The sequence below is a fragment of the Pseudomonas sp. H3_C08 genome (genome assembly GCF_054669455.1).
Genome location: NZ_CP162803.1, coordinates 819840 through 837323, shown reverse-complemented (window position 1 = coordinate 837323; position 17484 = coordinate 819840). Strand labels below are relative to the sequence as shown.

The 17484-nt window shown below is 60.5% G+C and carries 13 protein-coding genes; 8 read left to right on the top strand and 5 right to left on the bottom strand.

The annotated features are described in order from the left end of the window. Positions 1–36: 36 nt before the first annotated feature. On the top strand, positions 37–894 hold the full coding sequence (gene xdhC, locus AB4N74_RS04000) for a xanthine dehydrogenase accessory protein XdhC (protein ID WP_122597606.1): 858 nt from the start codon (positions 37–39) through the stop codon (positions 892–894). Between the two features lie 13 nt (positions 895–907). After that, on the top strand, positions 908–2212 hold the full coding sequence (gene guaD / locus AB4N74_RS03995) for a guanine deaminase (RefSeq protein WP_093431807.1): 1305 nt from the start codon (positions 908–910) through the stop codon (positions 2210–2212). A gap of 159 nt (positions 2213–2371) precedes the next feature. Here the strand turns inward: guaD and AB4N74_RS03990 are convergent, their stop codons facing one another. Continuing rightward, positions 2372–3136, bottom strand: coding sequence for a GntR family transcriptional regulator (locus tag AB4N74_RS03990; protein WP_007918375.1), 765 nt, complete (start codon positions 3134–3136; stop codon positions 2372–2374). A gap of 357 nt (positions 3137–3493) precedes the next feature. Here AB4N74_RS03990 and AB4N74_RS03985 point away from each other — a divergent pair, with 357 nt between their 5' ends. Then, positions 3494–4684: a benzoate/H(+) symporter BenE family transporter gene (locus tag AB4N74_RS03985; RefSeq protein ID WP_320337282.1), complete on the top strand. Its 1191-nt coding sequence runs from the start codon at positions 3494–3496 to the stop codon at positions 4682–4684. Between the two features lie 263 nt (positions 4685–4947). Here AB4N74_RS03985 and AB4N74_RS03980 read toward each other — a convergent pair whose 3' ends face one another. Continuing rightward, the gene (locus AB4N74_RS03980; protein WP_007916365.1) at positions 4948–5292 is read right to left on the bottom strand and encodes a YggL family protein; all 345 of its coding nucleotides are present in this window, start codon (positions 5290–5292) and stop codon (positions 4948–4950) included. A 233-nt stretch (positions 5293–5525) separates the two neighbouring features. Between AB4N74_RS03980 and dacB the strand changes: the two genes are divergently transcribed. Continuing rightward, a complete protein-coding gene (gene dacB, locus AB4N74_RS03975; RefSeq protein ID WP_116255233.1) occupies positions 5526–6986 on the top strand; it encodes a D-alanyl-D-alanine carboxypeptidase/D-alanyl-D-alanine endopeptidase in 1461 nt (486 codons plus the stop codon). Positions 6987–7106: 120 nt separating this feature from the next. Here the strand turns inward: dacB and AB4N74_RS03970 are convergent, their stop codons facing one another. Then, the gene (locus AB4N74_RS03970) at positions 7107–9488 is read right to left on the bottom strand and encodes a sensor domain-containing diguanylate cyclase (protein WP_460098326.1); all 2382 of its coding nucleotides are present in this window, start codon (positions 9486–9488) and stop codon (positions 7107–7109) included. A 147-nt stretch (positions 9489–9635) separates the two neighbouring features. Beyond that, the gene (gene rlmKL / locus AB4N74_RS03965; protein ID WP_116255232.1) at positions 9636–11906 is read right to left on the bottom strand and encodes a bifunctional 23S rRNA (guanine(2069)-N(7))-methyltransferase RlmK/23S rRNA (guanine(2445)-N(2))-methyltransferase RlmL; all 2271 of its coding nucleotides are present in this window, start codon (positions 11904–11906) and stop codon (positions 9636–9638) included. Between the two features lie 532 nt (positions 11907–12438). On the opposite strand from rlmKL, the gene rmf reads away from it, so the two are divergent. Then, a complete protein-coding gene (gene rmf, locus AB4N74_RS03960; RefSeq protein ID WP_003223300.1) occupies positions 12439–12654 on the top strand; it encodes a ribosome modulation factor in 216 nt (71 codons plus the stop codon). A gap of 252 nt (positions 12655–12906) precedes the next feature. Here rmf and AB4N74_RS03955 read toward each other — a convergent pair whose 3' ends face one another. Next, entirely contained in the window at positions 12907–13926 is a 1020-nt protein-coding gene (locus tag AB4N74_RS03955; protein WP_034152862.1) for a quinone-dependent dihydroorotate dehydrogenase, read from the bottom strand. Positions 13927–14148: 222 nt separating this feature from the next. Between AB4N74_RS03955 and AB4N74_RS03950 the strand changes: the two genes are divergently transcribed. The 3 genes from AB4N74_RS03950 to AB4N74_RS03940 all read left to right on the top strand — a co-directional run bounded on the left by AB4N74_RS03950 (position 14149) and on the right by AB4N74_RS03940 (position 17478). Beyond that, on the top strand, positions 14149–15360 hold the full coding sequence (locus AB4N74_RS03950; RefSeq protein WP_460098323.1) for a CmpA/NrtA family ABC transporter substrate-binding protein: 1212 nt from the start codon (positions 14149–14151) through the stop codon (positions 15358–15360). Between the two features lie 15 nt (positions 15361–15375). Beyond that, positions 15376–15951: an ANTAR domain-containing response regulator gene (locus AB4N74_RS03945; RefSeq protein ID WP_007916390.1), complete on the top strand. Its 576-nt coding sequence runs from the start codon at positions 15376–15378 to the stop codon at positions 15949–15951. Between the two features lie 315 nt (positions 15952–16266). Beyond that, entirely contained in the window at positions 16267–17478 is a 1212-nt protein-coding gene (locus tag AB4N74_RS03940) for a nitrate/nitrite transporter (RefSeq protein ID WP_175554896.1), read from the top strand. The last annotated feature ends 6 nt before the right edge of the window (positions 17479–17484 follow it).

The window sequence follows — 17484 nt, the reverse complement described above, 5'->3', positions numbered from 1 at the left end:
AGGCCCGAACAGACAACGATGTTGTAGGGGTGAACTATGTACAACTGGATCGACGCCCTCGCCGACCTGCAGAACCAGGGTGAACCCTGCGTTCTAGTGACGATCATCGAAGAGCTCGGCTCGACGCCACGCAATGCCGGCTCGAAAATGGTCATCAGTGCCAATCAGAGTTTCGACACCATCGGTGGCGGGCATCTGGAATACAAAGCCATGCAGATCGCCCGCGAGATGCTCGCCAGCGGCAAGCAGGACACTCATCTGGAGCGCTTCAGCCTCGGCGCCAGCCTGGGCCAGTGCTGCGGCGGCGCCACCGTGTTGCTGTTCGAACCGATGGGCCAGGTGCAGGCGCAAATCGCCGTGTTCGGGGCCGGTCACGTTGGCCGCGCCTTGGTGCCGCTGCTCGCCAGCCTGCCCTGCCGGGTGCGCTGGATCGATTCGCGCGAGGCCGAATTCCCCGAACACATCCCCCACGGCGTGCGTAAAATCGTTTCCGAAGAGCCTGTGGATGAAATCGATGAACTGCCCGCCGGCAGTTACTGCATCGTCATGACCCACAACCATCAACTCGACCTTGAACTCACTGCCGCAATTCTCAAGCGCAACGACTTCGCCTACTTCGGCCTGATCGGTTCGAAGACCAAACGCGCGAAGTTCGAACACCGTTTACGTGATCGCGGTTTCGACAGCGGCGTCGTGCAACGCATGCGCTGCCCGATGGGCATCGGCGAAGTCAAAGGCAAACTGCCTGTGGAAATTGCCATCTCCATCGCCGGCGAAATCATCGCCACCTACAACGCCAACTTCGGCCAGCAGACTGCCAGCGCCGAACCGATTGCCAAACTGTTGCCGGTGTCGCGGCGCAGTCAAGCGACCAAACTCAAAGCCTCAAACTGATTAGAGAACCCTCATGCCTCTGACTCGCAAAGCCTACCGCGCCGCCATCCTGCACAGCATCGCCGACCCCGCCGAAGTCGGGATCGAAGCCTCCTACGAATATTTCGAGGACGGCCTGCTGGTGGTCGATGGCGGCAAGATCAGCGCCCTTGGCCATGCCAGTGATTTGCTGCCGACCCTGCCGGCGGACATCGAAATCGAGCATTACCAGGACGCGTTGATCACCCCGGGCTTCATCGACACCCACATTCACTTTCCGCAAACCGGCATGGTCGGTGCCTACGGCGAGCAATTGCTCGACTGGCTGAACACCTACACCTTCCCGTGCGAAAGCCAGTTCGGCGACAAGGCCCACGCCGACGAAGTCGCTGACATTTTCGTCAAGGAGCTGCTGCGCAACGGCACCACTACCGCATTGGTGTTTGGCAGCGTGCACCCGCAATCGGTGAACTCGTTATTCGAAGCGGCCGAGAAGCTCGACCTGCGCATGATCGCCGGCAAGGTGATGATGGACCGCAACGCCCCGGACTACCTGACCGACACCGCCGAATCGAGCTACGTCGAAAGCAAGGCGCTGATCGAACGCTGGCACGGCAAGGGCCGCCTGCACTACGCGGTCACCCCGCGCTTCGCGCCGACCAGCACCCCGGAACAACTGACCCTCGCCGGGCAACTGCTGACCGAATACCCGGATCTGTACATGCAGACCCACATCAGCGAAAACCTCAAGGAAATCGAGTGGGTCAAGGAGCTGTTCCCTGAGCGCAAGGGCTACCTCGACGTTTACGATCACTACAAACTGCTCGGCGAGCGCTCGGTGTTCGCCCACGGCGTGCACCTGTGCGACGACGAATGCGCACGACTGGCGGAAACCGGTTCGGCGATCTCGTTCTGCCCGACCTCGAACTTCTTCTTGGGTAGCGGCCTGTTCAACCTGCCGATGGCCGAGAAGCACAAGCTCAATGTCGGTCTGGGCACTGACGTTGGCGGCGGCACCAGTTTCTCGCTGCTGCAAACGCTGAACGAAGCGTACAAAGTGATGCAACTGCAAGGTGCGCGCCTGAGCCCGTTCAAGTCGCTGTACCTGGCGACCTTGGGTGGCGCGCGGGCGCTGCGTCTGGAAGACAAGATCGGCAACCTGCAACCGGGTTCCGACGCTGACTTCCTGGTGCTCGATTACAACGCGACGCCGCTGCTGAGCTACCGTTTGAAGCAGGCCAACAACATTGCCGAGACGTTGTTTGTGTTGATGACGCTGGGTGATGACCGCACGGTGCAGCAGACGTATGCGGCGGGGGCTTTGGTGCATCAGCGCTAAGCTTTTTCCAGGGCATAAAAAATCCCCCGGTGGTGTTCAGCCCCGGGGGATTTTTTGTTGCCTGTAAGATCGCCTTCGCGAGCAGGCTCACTCCCACATTTGAAATGCATTCCCCTGTGGGAGCGAGCCTGCTCGCGAAGGGGTTGACTCGGTATCAGCTTAGAGCTTGGCCGCAGGACGCCCCGGCTTCTTGGTCTGCAACAAATGCGAGAACACCGCATGCAGATCATCCGACGCGCCTTCCTCGTCGAGGTTGAGCTTGCTGTCGATGTGATCCATGTGATGCATCATCAGATTCACCGCCAACTCACCATCACGCTTCTCGATCGCGTCGATCAACTGGGTGTGTTCGTCGTACGAGCAGTGCGAGCGGTTGCCGCTTTCATACTGGGCAATGATCAGCGACGTCTGCGAAACCAGGCTGCGCTGAAAGCTGATCAACGGGGCGTTCATCGCCGCTTCCGCCAGTTTCAGGTGGAATTCGCCCGACAGACGAATACCGGCGCCGCGATCGCCACGGGAGAAGCTGTCGCGCTCGTCGTTGACCATCTGCCGCAGCTCGGCGATCTGCTCGGCGGTGGCGTGTTGCACCGCCAACTCAGTGATCGCGCGTTCGACCAGACGGCGTGCGAGAAACACCTGACGGGCTTCTTCAACGCTCGGGCTGGCAACCACGGCGCCACGGTTCGGCCGCAACAGCACCACGCCTTCATGGGCCAGACGCGAGAGCGCGCGGCGAATGATGGTGCGGCTGACCCCAAAGATTTCCCCCAGCGCTTCTTCGCTCAACTTGGTGCCGGGCGCCAGACGCTGTTCGAGGATGGCCTCGAAGATATGCGCGTAGACAATATCGTCCTGGGTTCCGCTGCGGCCGGCTTTGCCTGCTCGCGGTTGTTTCTTGAGGGGTTGCAACTGTTCGTTCATGGGCACTCGAGTCGGGAGAACTGCGGCGAATAGACCGTGACTGTAATACGGCACAGTAGGTCGCTGGCAAGTATCGCGTAAAAAACAGCGCGATTGTACACAATGGAAGGTGGCAACACGACTGTACGGCTGTTTGTGACTTCCGCTGTATTGCAACGATCCGTTACGTTTGAGTTTAGGCTTGATCACAGAATCCGCTGGTCGACCACAATCCCCTGTGGGAGCGAGCCTGCTCGCGAAAGCCGTTTCACATTCAAAATGAATGTCGACTGACACACCGCTTTCGCGAGCAGGCTCGCTCCCACAGGGGTTTGGCGTACAGGGGACATCTTCATTGGTATAAGGAACACCGCCGTCATGAACGACGCCACGCACACTCAACTGCGCCCACTGGCCGACACATCACCATCGGCGATCGTCGCGGGATTCATCGCGATGATGACTGGCTACACCAGCTCGCTGGTGCTGATGTTCCAGGCCGGGCAAGCGGCGGGTCTGACCAGCGGGCAGATTTCTTCGTGGATCTGGGCGATCTCGATCGGTATGGCGGTCTGTTCGATTGGTTTGTCGCTGCGTTATCGCACGCCCATCACCATCGCCTGGTCGACACCGGGCGCAGCGTTACTGATCACCAGCCTCGGCGGCGTGAGCTATGGCGAGGCCATTGGCGCCTACATCACCTGCGCCGTGCTGGTGACGATCTGCGGCCTGACCGGCAGCTTCGAACGGCTGGTGAAAAAGATCCCCGCTTCACTGGCGGCGGCATTGTTGGCAGGGATTCTGTTCAAGATCGGCAGTGAGATCTTCGTCGCCGCGCAGCACCGCACCGGGCTGGTGCTGGGGATGTTCTTCACTTATCTGCTGATCAAACGCCTGTCGCCGCGTTATGCCGTGCTCGCCGCGCTGCTGATCGGCACCGCGCTGTCAGGCTTTATGGGTCTGCTCGACTTCAGCGGTTTTCATCTGGAAGTGGCGACACCGGTGTGGACCACCCCGCACTTCTCGCTGGCGGCGACCATCAGCATCGGCATTCCGCTGTTCGTAGTCGCGATGACCTCGCAGAACATGCCCGGGATCGCCGTGCTGCGCGCCGACGGTTACAACGTGCCGGCCTCACCGCTGATCACCACCACCGGTATTGCCTCGCTGCTGCTGGCGCCATTCGGCTCCCACGGCATCAACCTCGCAGCGATCAGCGCGGCGATCTGCACCGGGCCGCACGCCCACGAAGATCGCAACAAGCGCTACACCGCTGCGGTGTGGTGCGGGATTTTCTACGGGATTGCCGGGGTGTTCGGCGCCACGTTGGCGGCGCTGTTTGCCGCGCTGCCGAAGGAACTGGTGCTGTCGATTGCCGCGCTGGCGCTGTTCGGTTCGATCATCAATGGCTTGAGCATTGCCATGACCGAGGTGAAGGAACGGGAGGCGGCGCTGATTACCTTTATGGTCACGGCGTCGGGGTTGACGCTGTTTTCCATTGGGTCGGCGTTTTGGGGGATTGTGGCGGGGGTTTTGACCTTGCTGATCCTCAATTGGCGCAAAGTTTAAGGCAAAAGATCAAAAGCCCCTCATCGGAACGCCGCCCGCCTATCCCTCTCCCGGAGGGAGAGGGGACTGACCGCGTTGTATGCGGGAGTTTTAGCGACATGTGATCCCGAGTCGAACTCAAATTTTGAAAAGCTCATAAATCGGCCCCCTCTCCAGGGGGAGAGGGCTGGGGTGAGGGGTAGATTCACCGCCAAACCAAAACCGAACCCCCAACCACCAGACGAAAAAAAACGGCGACCCTCAGGTCGCCGTTTTTTTCAGTATCACTTAGCCGCGTTGATCGGCTTTTCCGGATACCAAACGTCCAGCAACGGGCTGACTTCATACTTGGTCAGCTCGGAGCGGGTTTTCAGCCAGGCTTCAACGGCAGCGCGCTGCTCTTCGTTGACCGAGCCACGCTTCTGCAGGCAAACCAGACCGAAGTCGTCGCCGCCCACATAACCCAGACCATTGGCTTCCATGGCTTCTTTGATGAAGGCTTCGAGGAAAGCGTCAATGGCTTCTTCGGACAAGTCTTCTTTGAAGTCCAGGTTCAGTTCGAAACCCAGCTCTTGAAATTCATCAACGCACAGTTTTTTGCGCAGACGCTGGGAACGGTTAGTCGCCATTGGAACAATCCTCATAAGTATTAACGGCCGGCACTTTACCAGTTTAAGCCGTCGATTGCCCGCCTCTCTGGCCCCTGAAGCCGACCGCCTGTAAAAAAATAACGTATTGGCCGGCCCGGACAAGGCACAAGCTGTAACACCTTGGGGCATAATGCCGACACTTTCATGACCGCTGAGGGCTTTTTCATCCATGTCCTCGTTATTTTCCCCTCGACTGTAGGGTTTTATTTCATATGATCAAATCGTTGCGTCCTCTATTTCTAGCCGGCCTTCTTTTGCCCCTGGCCCTGCCTGTTTCCGCTGCCACCATCAATACTTCCCTCACCCCGAATGTCGAAAAAGCCCTCAAAGCCAGCAAGCTACAGCCCAGCGCCCTGTCGCTGGTGATGGTGCCGCTGGACGGCCCGGGCACGCCGACCGTGTTCAACGCCGACGTGTCGGTCAACCCGGCCTCGACCATGAAACTGGTGACCACTTACGCGGCGCTGGAAATGCTCGGCCCCAACCATCAGTGGAAGACCGAGTTCTACACCGATGGCGACCTGAACGGCGGTATCCTCAACGGCAACCTCTACCTCAAGGGCGGCGGCGATCCAAAGCTGAACATGGAAAAGCTCTGGCTGCTGATGCGCGACCTGCGCGCCAACGGTGTGACGCAAATCACCGGTGATCTGATCCTCGACCGTAACTTCTTCGTGCAGCCAGTGCTGCCGGAATTCAACGATGACGGTAATGACGAGAACAAGCCGTTCTTGGTCAAACCCGACTCCTTGCTGGTCAACCTCAAGGCCCTGCGCTTTGTTGCCCGTAACGATAACGGCCGGGTGCTGATCTCGGTTGAGCCGCCGATTGCCAGCGTGCGTATCGAAAACACTGTCAAAGCGCTGCCTTCCAAACAATGCACCGGCGGCGTGCGCTACAACCCGGTGCCGCAGGCCGATGGCAGCGTGACCGTGACCGTGGCCGGCCAGTTGGGCGAAGGTTGCAGTTCGCAGACTTATCTGTCGCTGCTCGACCACGCGACCTACACCGCCGGCGCCGTGCGCGCGATCTGGAAAGAACTGGGTGGCAGCATTCAGGGCAAGGATCGTCTGGCCTCGACCCCGAGCAACGCGAAACTGCTGGCTCGTGCCTACTCGCCGGATCTGGCGGAAATCATCCGCGACATCAACAAATACAGTAACAACACCATGGCCCAGCAGCTGTTCCTCAGCCTTGGCCAACGCTTCCGCAACGACGCCGACGGTGATGACGCCAAGGCAGCGCAACGCGTAGTGCGTCAGTGGATGGCGAAGAAAGGCATCACTGCACCACATCTGGTGATGGAGAACGGCTCCGGTTTGTCTCGCGCCGAACGTGTCAGCGCCCGTGAGATGGCGAGCATGCTGCAAGCGGCGTGGCACAGCCCGTATGCTGCCGAGTACATCAGCTCGCTACCGATTGCCGGTACTGACGGCACCATGCGTAAACGCCTGAAAACCACGGCGATGCGCGGTGAGGCGCACGTCAAGACCGGTACTTTGAACACCGTGCGGGCGATCGCCGGCTTCAGCCGCGACGTCAATGGCAACACCTGGGCGGTGGTGGCGATCCTCAACGACAAGGCACCGTTTGGGGCATCGTCGGTGCTCGATCAGGTGCTGCTGGATCTGTACAAGCAGCCGAAACTGGCGCAGACCGCTTCGGTTCTCTGATCACCGCGGCTCCTGTAGGAGTGAGCCTGCTCGCGATAGCGTCAGTCCAGATACATCATGTGTGACTGACATACCGCAATCGCGAGCAGGCTCACTCCTACAAGGGAACAGCGTCGCGGCTTAGCTCATCTGTTCGACGCGATCACGCCCGCGCTGCTTCGCCATATACACGCCCGAATCCGCCCGCAACAGCAGCGCGTCCGCGCCCTCCCCCGGTCGCCAACTGGCGATACCGAAACTCGCGGTCACCACGCCAACTACATCCACCGGCGCACTGCGCAAACCCTGCCACAACTCAACCGCCAGCGTGTGCGCATGCTCGCCGTCGATGTCCGGGCACAGCACCATGAATTCCTCGCCGCCCAAGCGACAGAACACATCGGTGCGCCGCAATCGATGGCCGATGCGTTCGCACACCGCTTGCAGCACCCGGTCGCCCACAGCGTGGCCGTACTGATCGTTGATACGTTTGAAATGGTCGATGTCGAGCATGATCACCGACAGCTCGCCGCCGCCGCGCTCGACCCGGGCCATTTCCGTGGTCAGGCGTTCCTGGAAGTAGCGACGGTTGTGGATGCCGGTCAGCGAATCGGTCACCGACAGCGCCCGCAACTCTTCCTCGACGCGTTTGAGGTCAGAAATATCCGAGATATAGCCGTGCCACAGCACGCCGCCGCCCGGCAGCTCTTCCGGCGTCGCCTCGCCGCGCACCCAGCGCAGGCCGCGCTCGGGCAGTTGCACGCGGTATTCCTCGCGCCATGGGCTGAGGCTGTCGGCCGAGGCGCGAATGGAAGAGCGCACACGAGTAACGTCCTGTGGATGAATGCGCGTGAAGATGGCTTCGGCGTTGAACAACAGCACGTCCGGCTCCAGCTCGTAGATCTCGCGGATGCCGTCGCTGGCGTAGATCACGCTGAAGCGCCCATCGAATTCCATCCTGAATTGATAAATACCGCCGGGCACGTGCGCGCTGAGTTTCTTCAGCAACACATCCCGCGCCGCCAGCACCTCGTGCACGCGCTTGCGCTCGGTGATGTCGATGCAGATCGCCAGATGCCCGACCCACAACCCTTGTTCATCGAGCACCGGCGTGGCGAGCATGTTCACCGGCAAATGACTGCCATCGCTGCGCACCAGCGTCCACTCCCGGGCTTCGTGGCCGCCGACTTCGCCGCCCTCGACCAGCATCGCGTGGCAGGTCGGGATGCTTTTCCCGTAGCGCGCACTCAACTCGGCAGCGCGGGCCATCAGCTCACGGGGCAGGTGCAGGTTTTCCAGGGTCATGTGCCCGACGACTTCGGCACTGCTGTAACCGAGCATTTGTTCGGCGCCGGGGTTGAAGGTGTTGATCACGCCGCGCAAGTCGGTGGCAATGATCGCCACCTGCGTCGCCGCATTCAGCACGCCGCGTAACTGGCCGTGGGTGCCGCGCAATTCCTGTTCGCTGGCGTGCAGCTCCTGCGTGCGCAGTTCGACCATGCGCAAGGCGCGCTGACGCTGACTGACCAACACGTAGAGCAAGGCGCTGAGCAGCAAACTGAGCAAGCTGCCCAGAATGATCACGCTACCGACCGACGAATGATTGGCCTGCGCGAAGGCGTCGCTCGGCAGAATATCGACCTGATAGTCGTGATCGGCCATGCGCAGTAACCGCGTGGCCGACAGGTCGCTCGGCGCCGGCTCGTTGGTCGACTCGAACAACACTTCGTGCTGATCATGGGTCGACATGTCGAGAATGCGCACCGACAGATAGTCATGGAAGGCATCAGGCAGACCGTCGGCCAGCAACTGGCGCATGCTGATTACCGCCATCACGTAGCCAAAGGATTGGCGCTCGCCACTGTGGCTCACTGGCGCCACCAGCAGCACACCGCGCGCATAGGACGGCTCGATACTGACTAGGTGCATCGGTTGCGACACCGCCAGCCCGCCGCGTTTGTCGGCACGTTGCAGGGTGTCCCGGCGCAAGGGTTGCGCCAGCAGGTCATAGCCTAACGGTGAGCCGAGCCGACTTTGCGTCTGGCTATAGAGCACCGGCACGTATTCATCGCGCACGCCAGCCAGTTGCAGCTCGCCCTGAGCACTCAATTCTCGGAGGGAAAAGTTGGTCAGACCTTCATCACGCACCCGCTGCTCGAATGCGGCGCGCTCGGCTCCATTGACCTTGAGGGCAAACGAATAGGCCTGGGTACGCATCAATAAGGGTTGGGTGTAACCGTCGAATTCGGCGCGAGACACCGATTCAGAGTTGGCGAAGAAGCGGCGCAGGCCGTCTAGGCGTTGTTCCTGATCCTGAAAGCGTTCTTCGATGCGGGTGTAACGTTCGTTGGCCAGCAATTGGAAACGCTGACGGGTTTGTTGCTGGAACTGATTGAGAGTGGCCCAGGCGAGCAGCCCCGTGAGAATCCCGCCGGCGAGCAATACCAGCAGCGCGACCAGCCAGGCCGAGACGTCTTCACTGATGAAACCCAGAATCTTTGGGCGCACGGGGTGCAACGACATAAAGACAACTCACACTACGCCAGCATTTACGGGAAAACCCCATTGACCGTGTGTGAGTTATAGCTATTAGCCACTAATTTAGCTAGCGCGGGCAGATCCACGGAGCCTTTAAAAATCAAGGCTCTGTGGATCCAATTGCGCCAAGCGTCAACGAGCCGTGATTTTCCAGGCGCGGTGAATCTTGGTGTTACGGGCAAAATCCGGGTCGATGGTCTGCGCGCTGATTTCCTCGACCGCGTAACGCTCGGCGAGGTTTTCTTCCAACTGGAACTTGCGGAAGTTGTTGGAGAAATACAGCACACCGCCCGGCGCCAGACGCGCCATGGCCAAGTCGATCAACTGCACCTGGTCACGTTGCACGTCGAAGATGCCTTCCATGCGCTTGGAGTTGGAGAAGGTCGGCGGATCGATGAAGATCAGGTCGTACTCGTCACGGCTGCTTTCCAGCCAAGCCATCACATCGCCCTGCTCCAGACGGTTCTTGTCCGAGAAGCCGTTCAGCGACAGGTTGCGGCGCGCCCAGTCGAGGTAGGTTTTCGACAGGTCGACACTGGTGGTGCTGCGCGCACCGCCCTTGGCCGCGTGCACGCTGGCGGTCGCGGTGTAGCAGAACAGATTGAGGAAGCGCTTGCCGGCGGCCTCTTTCTGAATACGCATGCGCATTGGCCGGTGATCGAGGAACAGGCCGGTGTCGAGGTAGTCGGTGAGGTTGACCAGCAACTTCACGCCGCCCTCGCTGACTTCATTGAACTTGCCCTGTGCAGCCTGACGCTCGTACTGCTTGGTGCCGCTCTGGCGCTCGCGGCGTTTGACCACCACGCGGCTCTTGTCAACGTTCAGCGCCTGCGGAATGGCCGCCAGCGCGTCGAACATGCGCGCCGAGGCTTTTTCCGGGTCGATCGATTTTGGCGCGGCGTATTCCTGGACGTGCACCCAATCGTGGTACAGGTCGATGGCCATCGCATATTCAGGCATGTCGGCATCGTAGACGCGGTAGCAATCGATGCCTTCGCGCTTGACCCACTTGCCCATGGCCTTGAGGTTCTTTTGCAGGCGGTTGGCAAACATCTGTCCGCCTTCGCTCAAGCGCGGTTGCTCGATCACCGGTGCCGGGGCTGGCGTCGGCTTGATCGGGTTACCGTTCTTGTTGAACTTGCGCTCTTGCGGCTCGTCCGGGGTCTGGTCGTAAGCCGCTTGCTCACGCTCGGCCTGACGCTGTTCCGGGGTACGCCGCTCGCCGGTGACGAACTGATCCGGCAGCACTTTGATCAACAGCAGTTTGCACGGCAGCGCGCCGTTCCAGAACGAATACTGTTTGTGGCTACGAATGCCCATGCGCTTGCCCAGATCCGGGGCGCCGGTGAACACCGCCGCTTCCCAGTTCAGGCAAGCCTGACGCAGGCGCTCGCCGAGGTTCTGGTAGAGATACAGCAGGCTGGCTTCGTCGCCGAGACGCTCGCCGTACGGCGGGTTGCAGATGACCAGACCTTTCTGGTTCTGATCCGGACGCGGCTCGAAGGTCGCGACTTCGCCCTGGTAGATCTTGATCCACTCGCTCAGGCCAGCACGCTCAACGTTGTTGCGGCCTGGCTGAATCAGACGTGGGTCAGCTTCATAACCACGAATCCACAGCGGTGGCTTGGCCAGACCGGCAGCGGCACGCTCGACGGCTTCTTCGTGGAGCTTTTTCCACAGCGCCGGCACGTGACCCAGCCATGCGGTGAAGCCCCACTGCTCACGGCGCAGGTTCGGCGCCATATCAGCGGCGATCATGCCGGCTTCGACGAGGAACGTACCGACACCGCACATCGGGTCAGCCAGCGCGCCGCCTTCAGCGGCAATGCGCGGCCAGCCGGAACGGATCAGGATCGCCGCCGCGAGGTTTTCCTTCAGCGGCGCCGCGCCCTGCTGCAGACGGTAACCGCGCTGGTGCAGGCTGTGGCCGGAGAGGTCGAGGGACAGAATCGCTTCGCCGCGATCCAGACGCAGGTGAATGCGCAGGTCCGGGTTGAGCTTATCGATCGAAGGACGGTCGCCCTGCGGCGTGCGCAGTTTGTCGACGATGGCGTCTTTGACCTTCAGGGCACCGAAGTGGGTGTTGTCGATGCCTGAGCCGTGGCCGCTGAATTCAACGGCCAGGGTACCGTCGCTGAGCATGTGATCCTGCCACTCGATGTCGAGCACACCGTGGTACAGGTCTTCAGCGTCTTTCATCGGGAAACGCTTGAGTACCAGCAACACGCGGTTGGCCAGACGCGACCAGAGGCACAGGCGATAAGCGGTTTCCATGGTCGCCATGCCACGCACGGCGGAAGTGTGCTCGCGCGCTTCTTCAAGGCCAAGCCCGACGGCTTCCTCGATGAGCAGGCCTTCAAGACCTTTAGGGCAAGTGAGGAAGAGTTCGAAACGGTCGGACATGGTATTTCCAGAGCCTTTGGCTAGTGAATCGGCAACGCATTGCCGATCCGGTTTTCAATCAGGCGCTTTTCTAAAAGAACGCCCGCGTGGCACGAAGGTGTGCCGTTCCATCCCCGCTGCTCGGGTTAAAAGAGCTTAGATGCCGGGACAGATAAAAAAGTTGATGAAACAAAAAGTCTTAAAGCGACCCTTCGTCGCTTTATACCCCAGCGCAAACGTGGGTCATTCTCACTAAAGAATTAACCCCATCATGCAGCGCGGGGCCGATCATACCGGGGTTTGCTGAAAAACCGTGCATGAAACCCGTCGTTACTTATGGCTGTAGCACCAATTTCGTTACGTCCTTATGACAAAACGATCATTCCCTCGGTGTGACTCATTGGTTAGAACTGAACACAGGTTGACGTCGCAACGGCGTCAACACCTTGGCTCGCCACGCCGGCAGCGAGCCGCACCATGGCAGGTTTCTTCTGCCAGACCTCAGTTGAGGTCAACGCGACACAAAACAGTCAACAAGTGAGGGAAACACCCTATGAGAAGACTTAAGCGTGATCCGTTGGAAAGAGCATTTTTGCGCGGATATCAATATGGCGTTGGTGGCAAATCCCGTGAGCTTTGCCCATTTACTCTACCGTCGGTACGCCAAGCCTGGATTAACGGCTGGCGAGAAGGACGCGGCGACAACTGGGACGGTATGACCGGCACTGCGGGAATCCACAGACTCAACGAACTTCACGCCGTCGGCTGACACAGGGCATTAATTCCGACACGACAATCTGAATTTGTAACGACTTACCATGCACGTCCTTCCCGGACGGCGGGCTGCGGCCCAGGGGCTCCTTCGAGGAGCCCTTTTTATTGCATGGATTTTTGTGCCGAGCGCATAACCTGTAGGAGTGAGCCTGCTCGCGATAGCGGTCTGTCAGTCGCTGATGAAGTGACCGAAAGAAAGCTATCGCGAGCAGGCTCACTCCTACAAGGGAACAGTGGTGTCTATGGATCAGCGCAGGGCGGCGATCGCGTCTACCGATTCACGAATCAGCGCCGGGCCTTTATAGATAAAGCCAGAGTAGATCTGCACCAGGCTCGCACCGGCCAGAATCTTCTCGGCAGCATGCTTGCCTTCGGTAATCCCGCCAGCCGCAATGATCGGCAACCGCCCAGCCAACTCACCCGCCAGCACCTTCACGGTATTGGTGCTCTTCTCCCGCACTGGTGCGCCGGACAAACCGCCCGCCTCGTCGCCATGCTCCATGCCTTCGACGCCAACACGGCTCAGGGTGGTGTTGGTCGCGATCACCGCGTCCATGCCGGTTTCGATCAGCGCCTGAGCAACCTGTGCGGTTTCTTCATCGGTCATGTCCGGCGCGATCTTGATCGCCAGCGGCACATGCTTGCCGTGACGCAAGGCCAGTTCGGCGCGGCGGGTAGCCAGATCGGCGAGCAACTGCTTGAGCGAATCACCAAATTGCAGGCTGCGCAGGCCCGGAGTGTTCGGCGAGCTGACGTTGACTGTCACATAGCTGGCGTGGGCGTAAACCTTGTCCAGGCAGATCAGGTAATCGTCGACCGCGCGCTCAACCGGCGTATCGAAGTTCTTGCCGATGTTGATGCCCAGCACGCCTTTGTATTTCGCCGCTGCCACACGCGCCAGCAGGTTATCGACACCGAGGTTGTTGAAACCCATGCGGTTGATGATCGCCTCGGCTTCCGGCAGACGGAAGATCCGTGGTTTCGGGTTGCCCGGCTGCGGGCGTGGGGTCACGGTGCCGATTTCAACAAAACCGAAACCCAGTTGCGCGAAGCCATCGATGGCCGCACCGTTCTTGTCCAGACCGGCCGCCAGACCCACCGGGTTCGGAAACTCCAGGCCCATGACCGTCACCGGCTTCTTCGCCGGCGCCTTGCACAGCAAGCCGTTGAGGCCCAAACGCCCACCCGCGCCGATCAGATCCAGCGACAGATCGTGGGAGGTTTCCGGGGAAAGTTTGAACAACAGCTGACGGGCCAGGGTGTACATGGGCGGCGATGACTCGGGCGGCGAAAAGAGGCGGCGATTATAGCCGGGCATCGACCTGCGGCGCGAGGCGCACGCGCAAATCGCTGTCTCTGGCATATGCCTTGCACCCTCCTGGCTATCAGCGCGCCGGTCAATGACGGCAGGCGGGCACGGACAATGGCGTCGTCTTCGGGGTTTGCCTGCGCAAAGTCCGGGGCGGCGCTTTTTTTCGAGGTACGTTGGATGAATGAACCTTCGGTAGAGCCACTGGCCTGGGTCAATGGCAGCGATGCCCCGGAAAAAAGCGCGATCAACCTCGGCTTCATGGCCCTGAGCGATTGCGCGTCGATGGTGGTCGCAGCCACACAGGGCTTCGCCCAGCCTTATGGATTGACGCTGAACCTCAAGCGCCAGAGCTCATGGGCGAATCTGCGCGACAATCTGGTCAGCGGCGAACTCGACGCCGCGCACAGTTTGTACGGACTGATCTACGCCGTGCACCTGGGTATCGGCGGGGTCGCCCCGACCGATATGGCCGTGCTGATGGGCCTGAATCAGAACGGTCAGAGCCTCAACCTCTCTCACGGCCTGCAAAACCTCGGCGTGACCAGTCCTGAAGCGCTCGATCGGCACGTGCACCAAAGCCGCGCAAAACTCACCTTCGCGCAGACCTTCCCTACCGGCACTCATGCCATGTGGCTGTATTACTGGCTGGCGAGTCAGGGCATTCATCCACTTCAGGATGTCGACAGCGTGGTGGTGCCGCCGCCGCAAATGGTCGCGCACCTGCAAGCCGGACGCATCGACGGTTTTTGTGTCGGCGAGCCTTGGGCGGCCAGCGCGGTGCAGCAGGATCTTGGTTTCACGCTCGCGACCAGCCAGACCATCTGGCCCGATCACCCGGAAAAAGTCCTTGGCTGCACTCGCGAATTTGTCGAGCAATACCCGAACACCGCACGAGCGCTGGTGATGGCGATCCTTGAAGCCAGCCGCTTTATCGAAGAGAGCCCGGAAAATCGTCGCAGCACCGCGCAATTGCTCAGCGCGCCGGAGTATCTGGACGCGCCGCTTGCGTGCATCGAACCGCGTTTTCTCGGTGACTATGCCGATGGGCTGGGCAATCGTTGGCAGGATCCTCATGCGCTGCGCTTTCACGGCAACGGTGAAGTGAATTTGCCGTACTTGTCCGATGGCATGTGGTTCATGACCCAGTTCCGCCGCTGGGGTTTGCTGCGCGAAGATCCGGACTACCTCGGCGTCGCCAGCCAGGTTCAGCGGCTGGACGTCTACCGCGACGCCGCCACCGCTGTCGGCATCGCCGCATGGGGCACCGACATGCGCAGCAGCCAATTGCTCGACGGCAAGGTCTGGGACGGCAGCGACCCGGCCGCTTACGCGCGCAGTTTCAAGTTGCACGCGTTGAACGACGACGCCCCCCTTCTCGCCCGCCGCTGACAGGAGACCGCGAACATGTTGCGCATTCTGTTGATCAACGACACAGCGAAAAAAGTCGGACGCCTGAAAGCTGCGTTGACCGAGGCCGGTTTCGAGGTGATCGACGAGTCCGGCCTGACCATCGACCTGCCCGCGCGCGTCGAAACGGTGCGCCCGGACGTGATCCTGATCGATACCGAGTCACCGAGCCGCGATGTCATGGAGCAAGTGGTACTGGTCAGCCGCGACCAGCCACGGCCAATCGTGATGTTTACCGACGAGCATGACCCCGGTGTGATGCGTCAGGCGATCAAGTCCGGGGTCAGCGCCTACATCGTCGAAGGCATTCATGCACAACGTTTACAGCCGATTCTCGATGTGGCGATGGCACGATTCGAGAGTGATCAGGCTTTGCGCGCGCAGTTGCAGGCGCGTGACCAGCAATTGGCTGAGCGCAAGCGTATTGAGCTGGCCAAGGGTTTGTTGATGAAGATGAAGGATTGCAATGAGGAAGAGGCTTACACCTTGATGCGGCGCCAGGCGATGAGTCGGCAGCAGAAGCTGATTCAGGTGGCGGAGCAGATTATTGCCATGAGTGAGTTGTTGGGCTGAAAGCGCTGAACGCTTGAAAAGCCCCTCACCCTAGCCCTCCCTCTGGGCGGTCCGACGTTTCGGGAGGGCTAGGGTGAGGGGCTTTTGATTTTCCGGCTGTTGGCACAAATCTCGCTAAGTAAAACGCACAGGTAACCAACGGCGGTTGCCCCACCTACGACAAAGACGTCGCTCACCCGTTCGCCCAACCGGCGCATCAGGGAGCGGCGTTTTTGCGTTTTGGCCCCACAGACCGGGGCCGGTGGTGCGGCCGTGGCGGCGCCCCACCTGCTGTTGCATGACTCCTTTCGAGACTCTTTTCAGCTGAGGTGCGCGATGAATTCAAGCTTCTGGAAATCCGGCCACACCCCGACATTGTTCGCAGCCTTCCTGTATTTCGACCTGAGCTTCATGGTCTGGTACCTGCTCGGCCCATTGGCGGTGCAGATTGCTGCCGACCTGCACCTGACCACGCAGCAACGCGGCCTCGTGGTCGCCACGCCGATCCTCGCCGGTGCAGTGCTGCGTTTTGTGATGGGCATGCTCGCCGATCGGCTGTCACCGAAAACTGCTGGGCTGATCGGTCAGGTCATCGTGATTTGCGCGCTGTTCGGTGCCTGGAAAATCGGCATTCATAGCTACGAGCAGGCGTTGATTCTCGGCCTGTTCCTCGGCATGGCCGGCGCCTCGTTCGCCGTCGCCCTGCCGTTGGCGTCGCAGTGGTACCCGCCGCAGCATCAAGGCAAAGCCATGGGCATCGCCGGTGCGGGCAACTCCGGCACCGTGTTTGCCGCTCTGCTCGCGCCGGTGCTCGCCGCCGCGTTCGGCTGGAGCAATGTTTTCGGTTTCGCCCTGATTCCATTGATCCTGACGCTGGTGCTGTTCGCCTGGCTGGCGAAAAACGCGCCACAACGGCCGAAAGCCAAAGCCATGGCCGACTACTTCAAGGCGCTGGGCGACCGTGACAGCTGGTGGTTCATGTTTTTCTACAGCGTGACCTTCGGCGGCTTTATCGGCCTGGCCAGCGCCCTGCCCGGCTACTTCAACGATCAGTACGGTTTAAGCCCGGTGACCGCTGGCTACTACACCGCAGCCTGCGTGTTCGGCGGCAGCTTGATGCGGCCGCTGGGTGGCGCACTGGCTGATCGCTTCGGTGGTATTCGCACGTTGCTGGCGATGTACACCGTCGCCGCCGTGTGCATCGCGGCCGTCGGTTTCAACCTGCCAAGTTCCTACGCTGCTCTGGCGCTTTTCGTCTGCACCATGCTCGGTTTAGGGGCAGGCAACGGCGCAGTTTTCCAACTGGTACCGCAGCGTTTTCGTCTGGAGATCGGCGTGATGACCGGGCTGATCGGCATGGCCGGCGGCATCGGCGGTTTTGCCTTGGCCGCTGGCATGGGCGCGATCAAGCAGAGCACCGGCAGCTATCAACTGGCCCTGTGGTTGTTCGCCAGCCTTGGCGTGCTGGCGTGGTTTGGCCTGCACGGCGTCAAGCGTCGCTGGAGAACCACCTGGGGGTCGGCGGCAGTGACGGCGGCGCGGGTCTGAACCTTC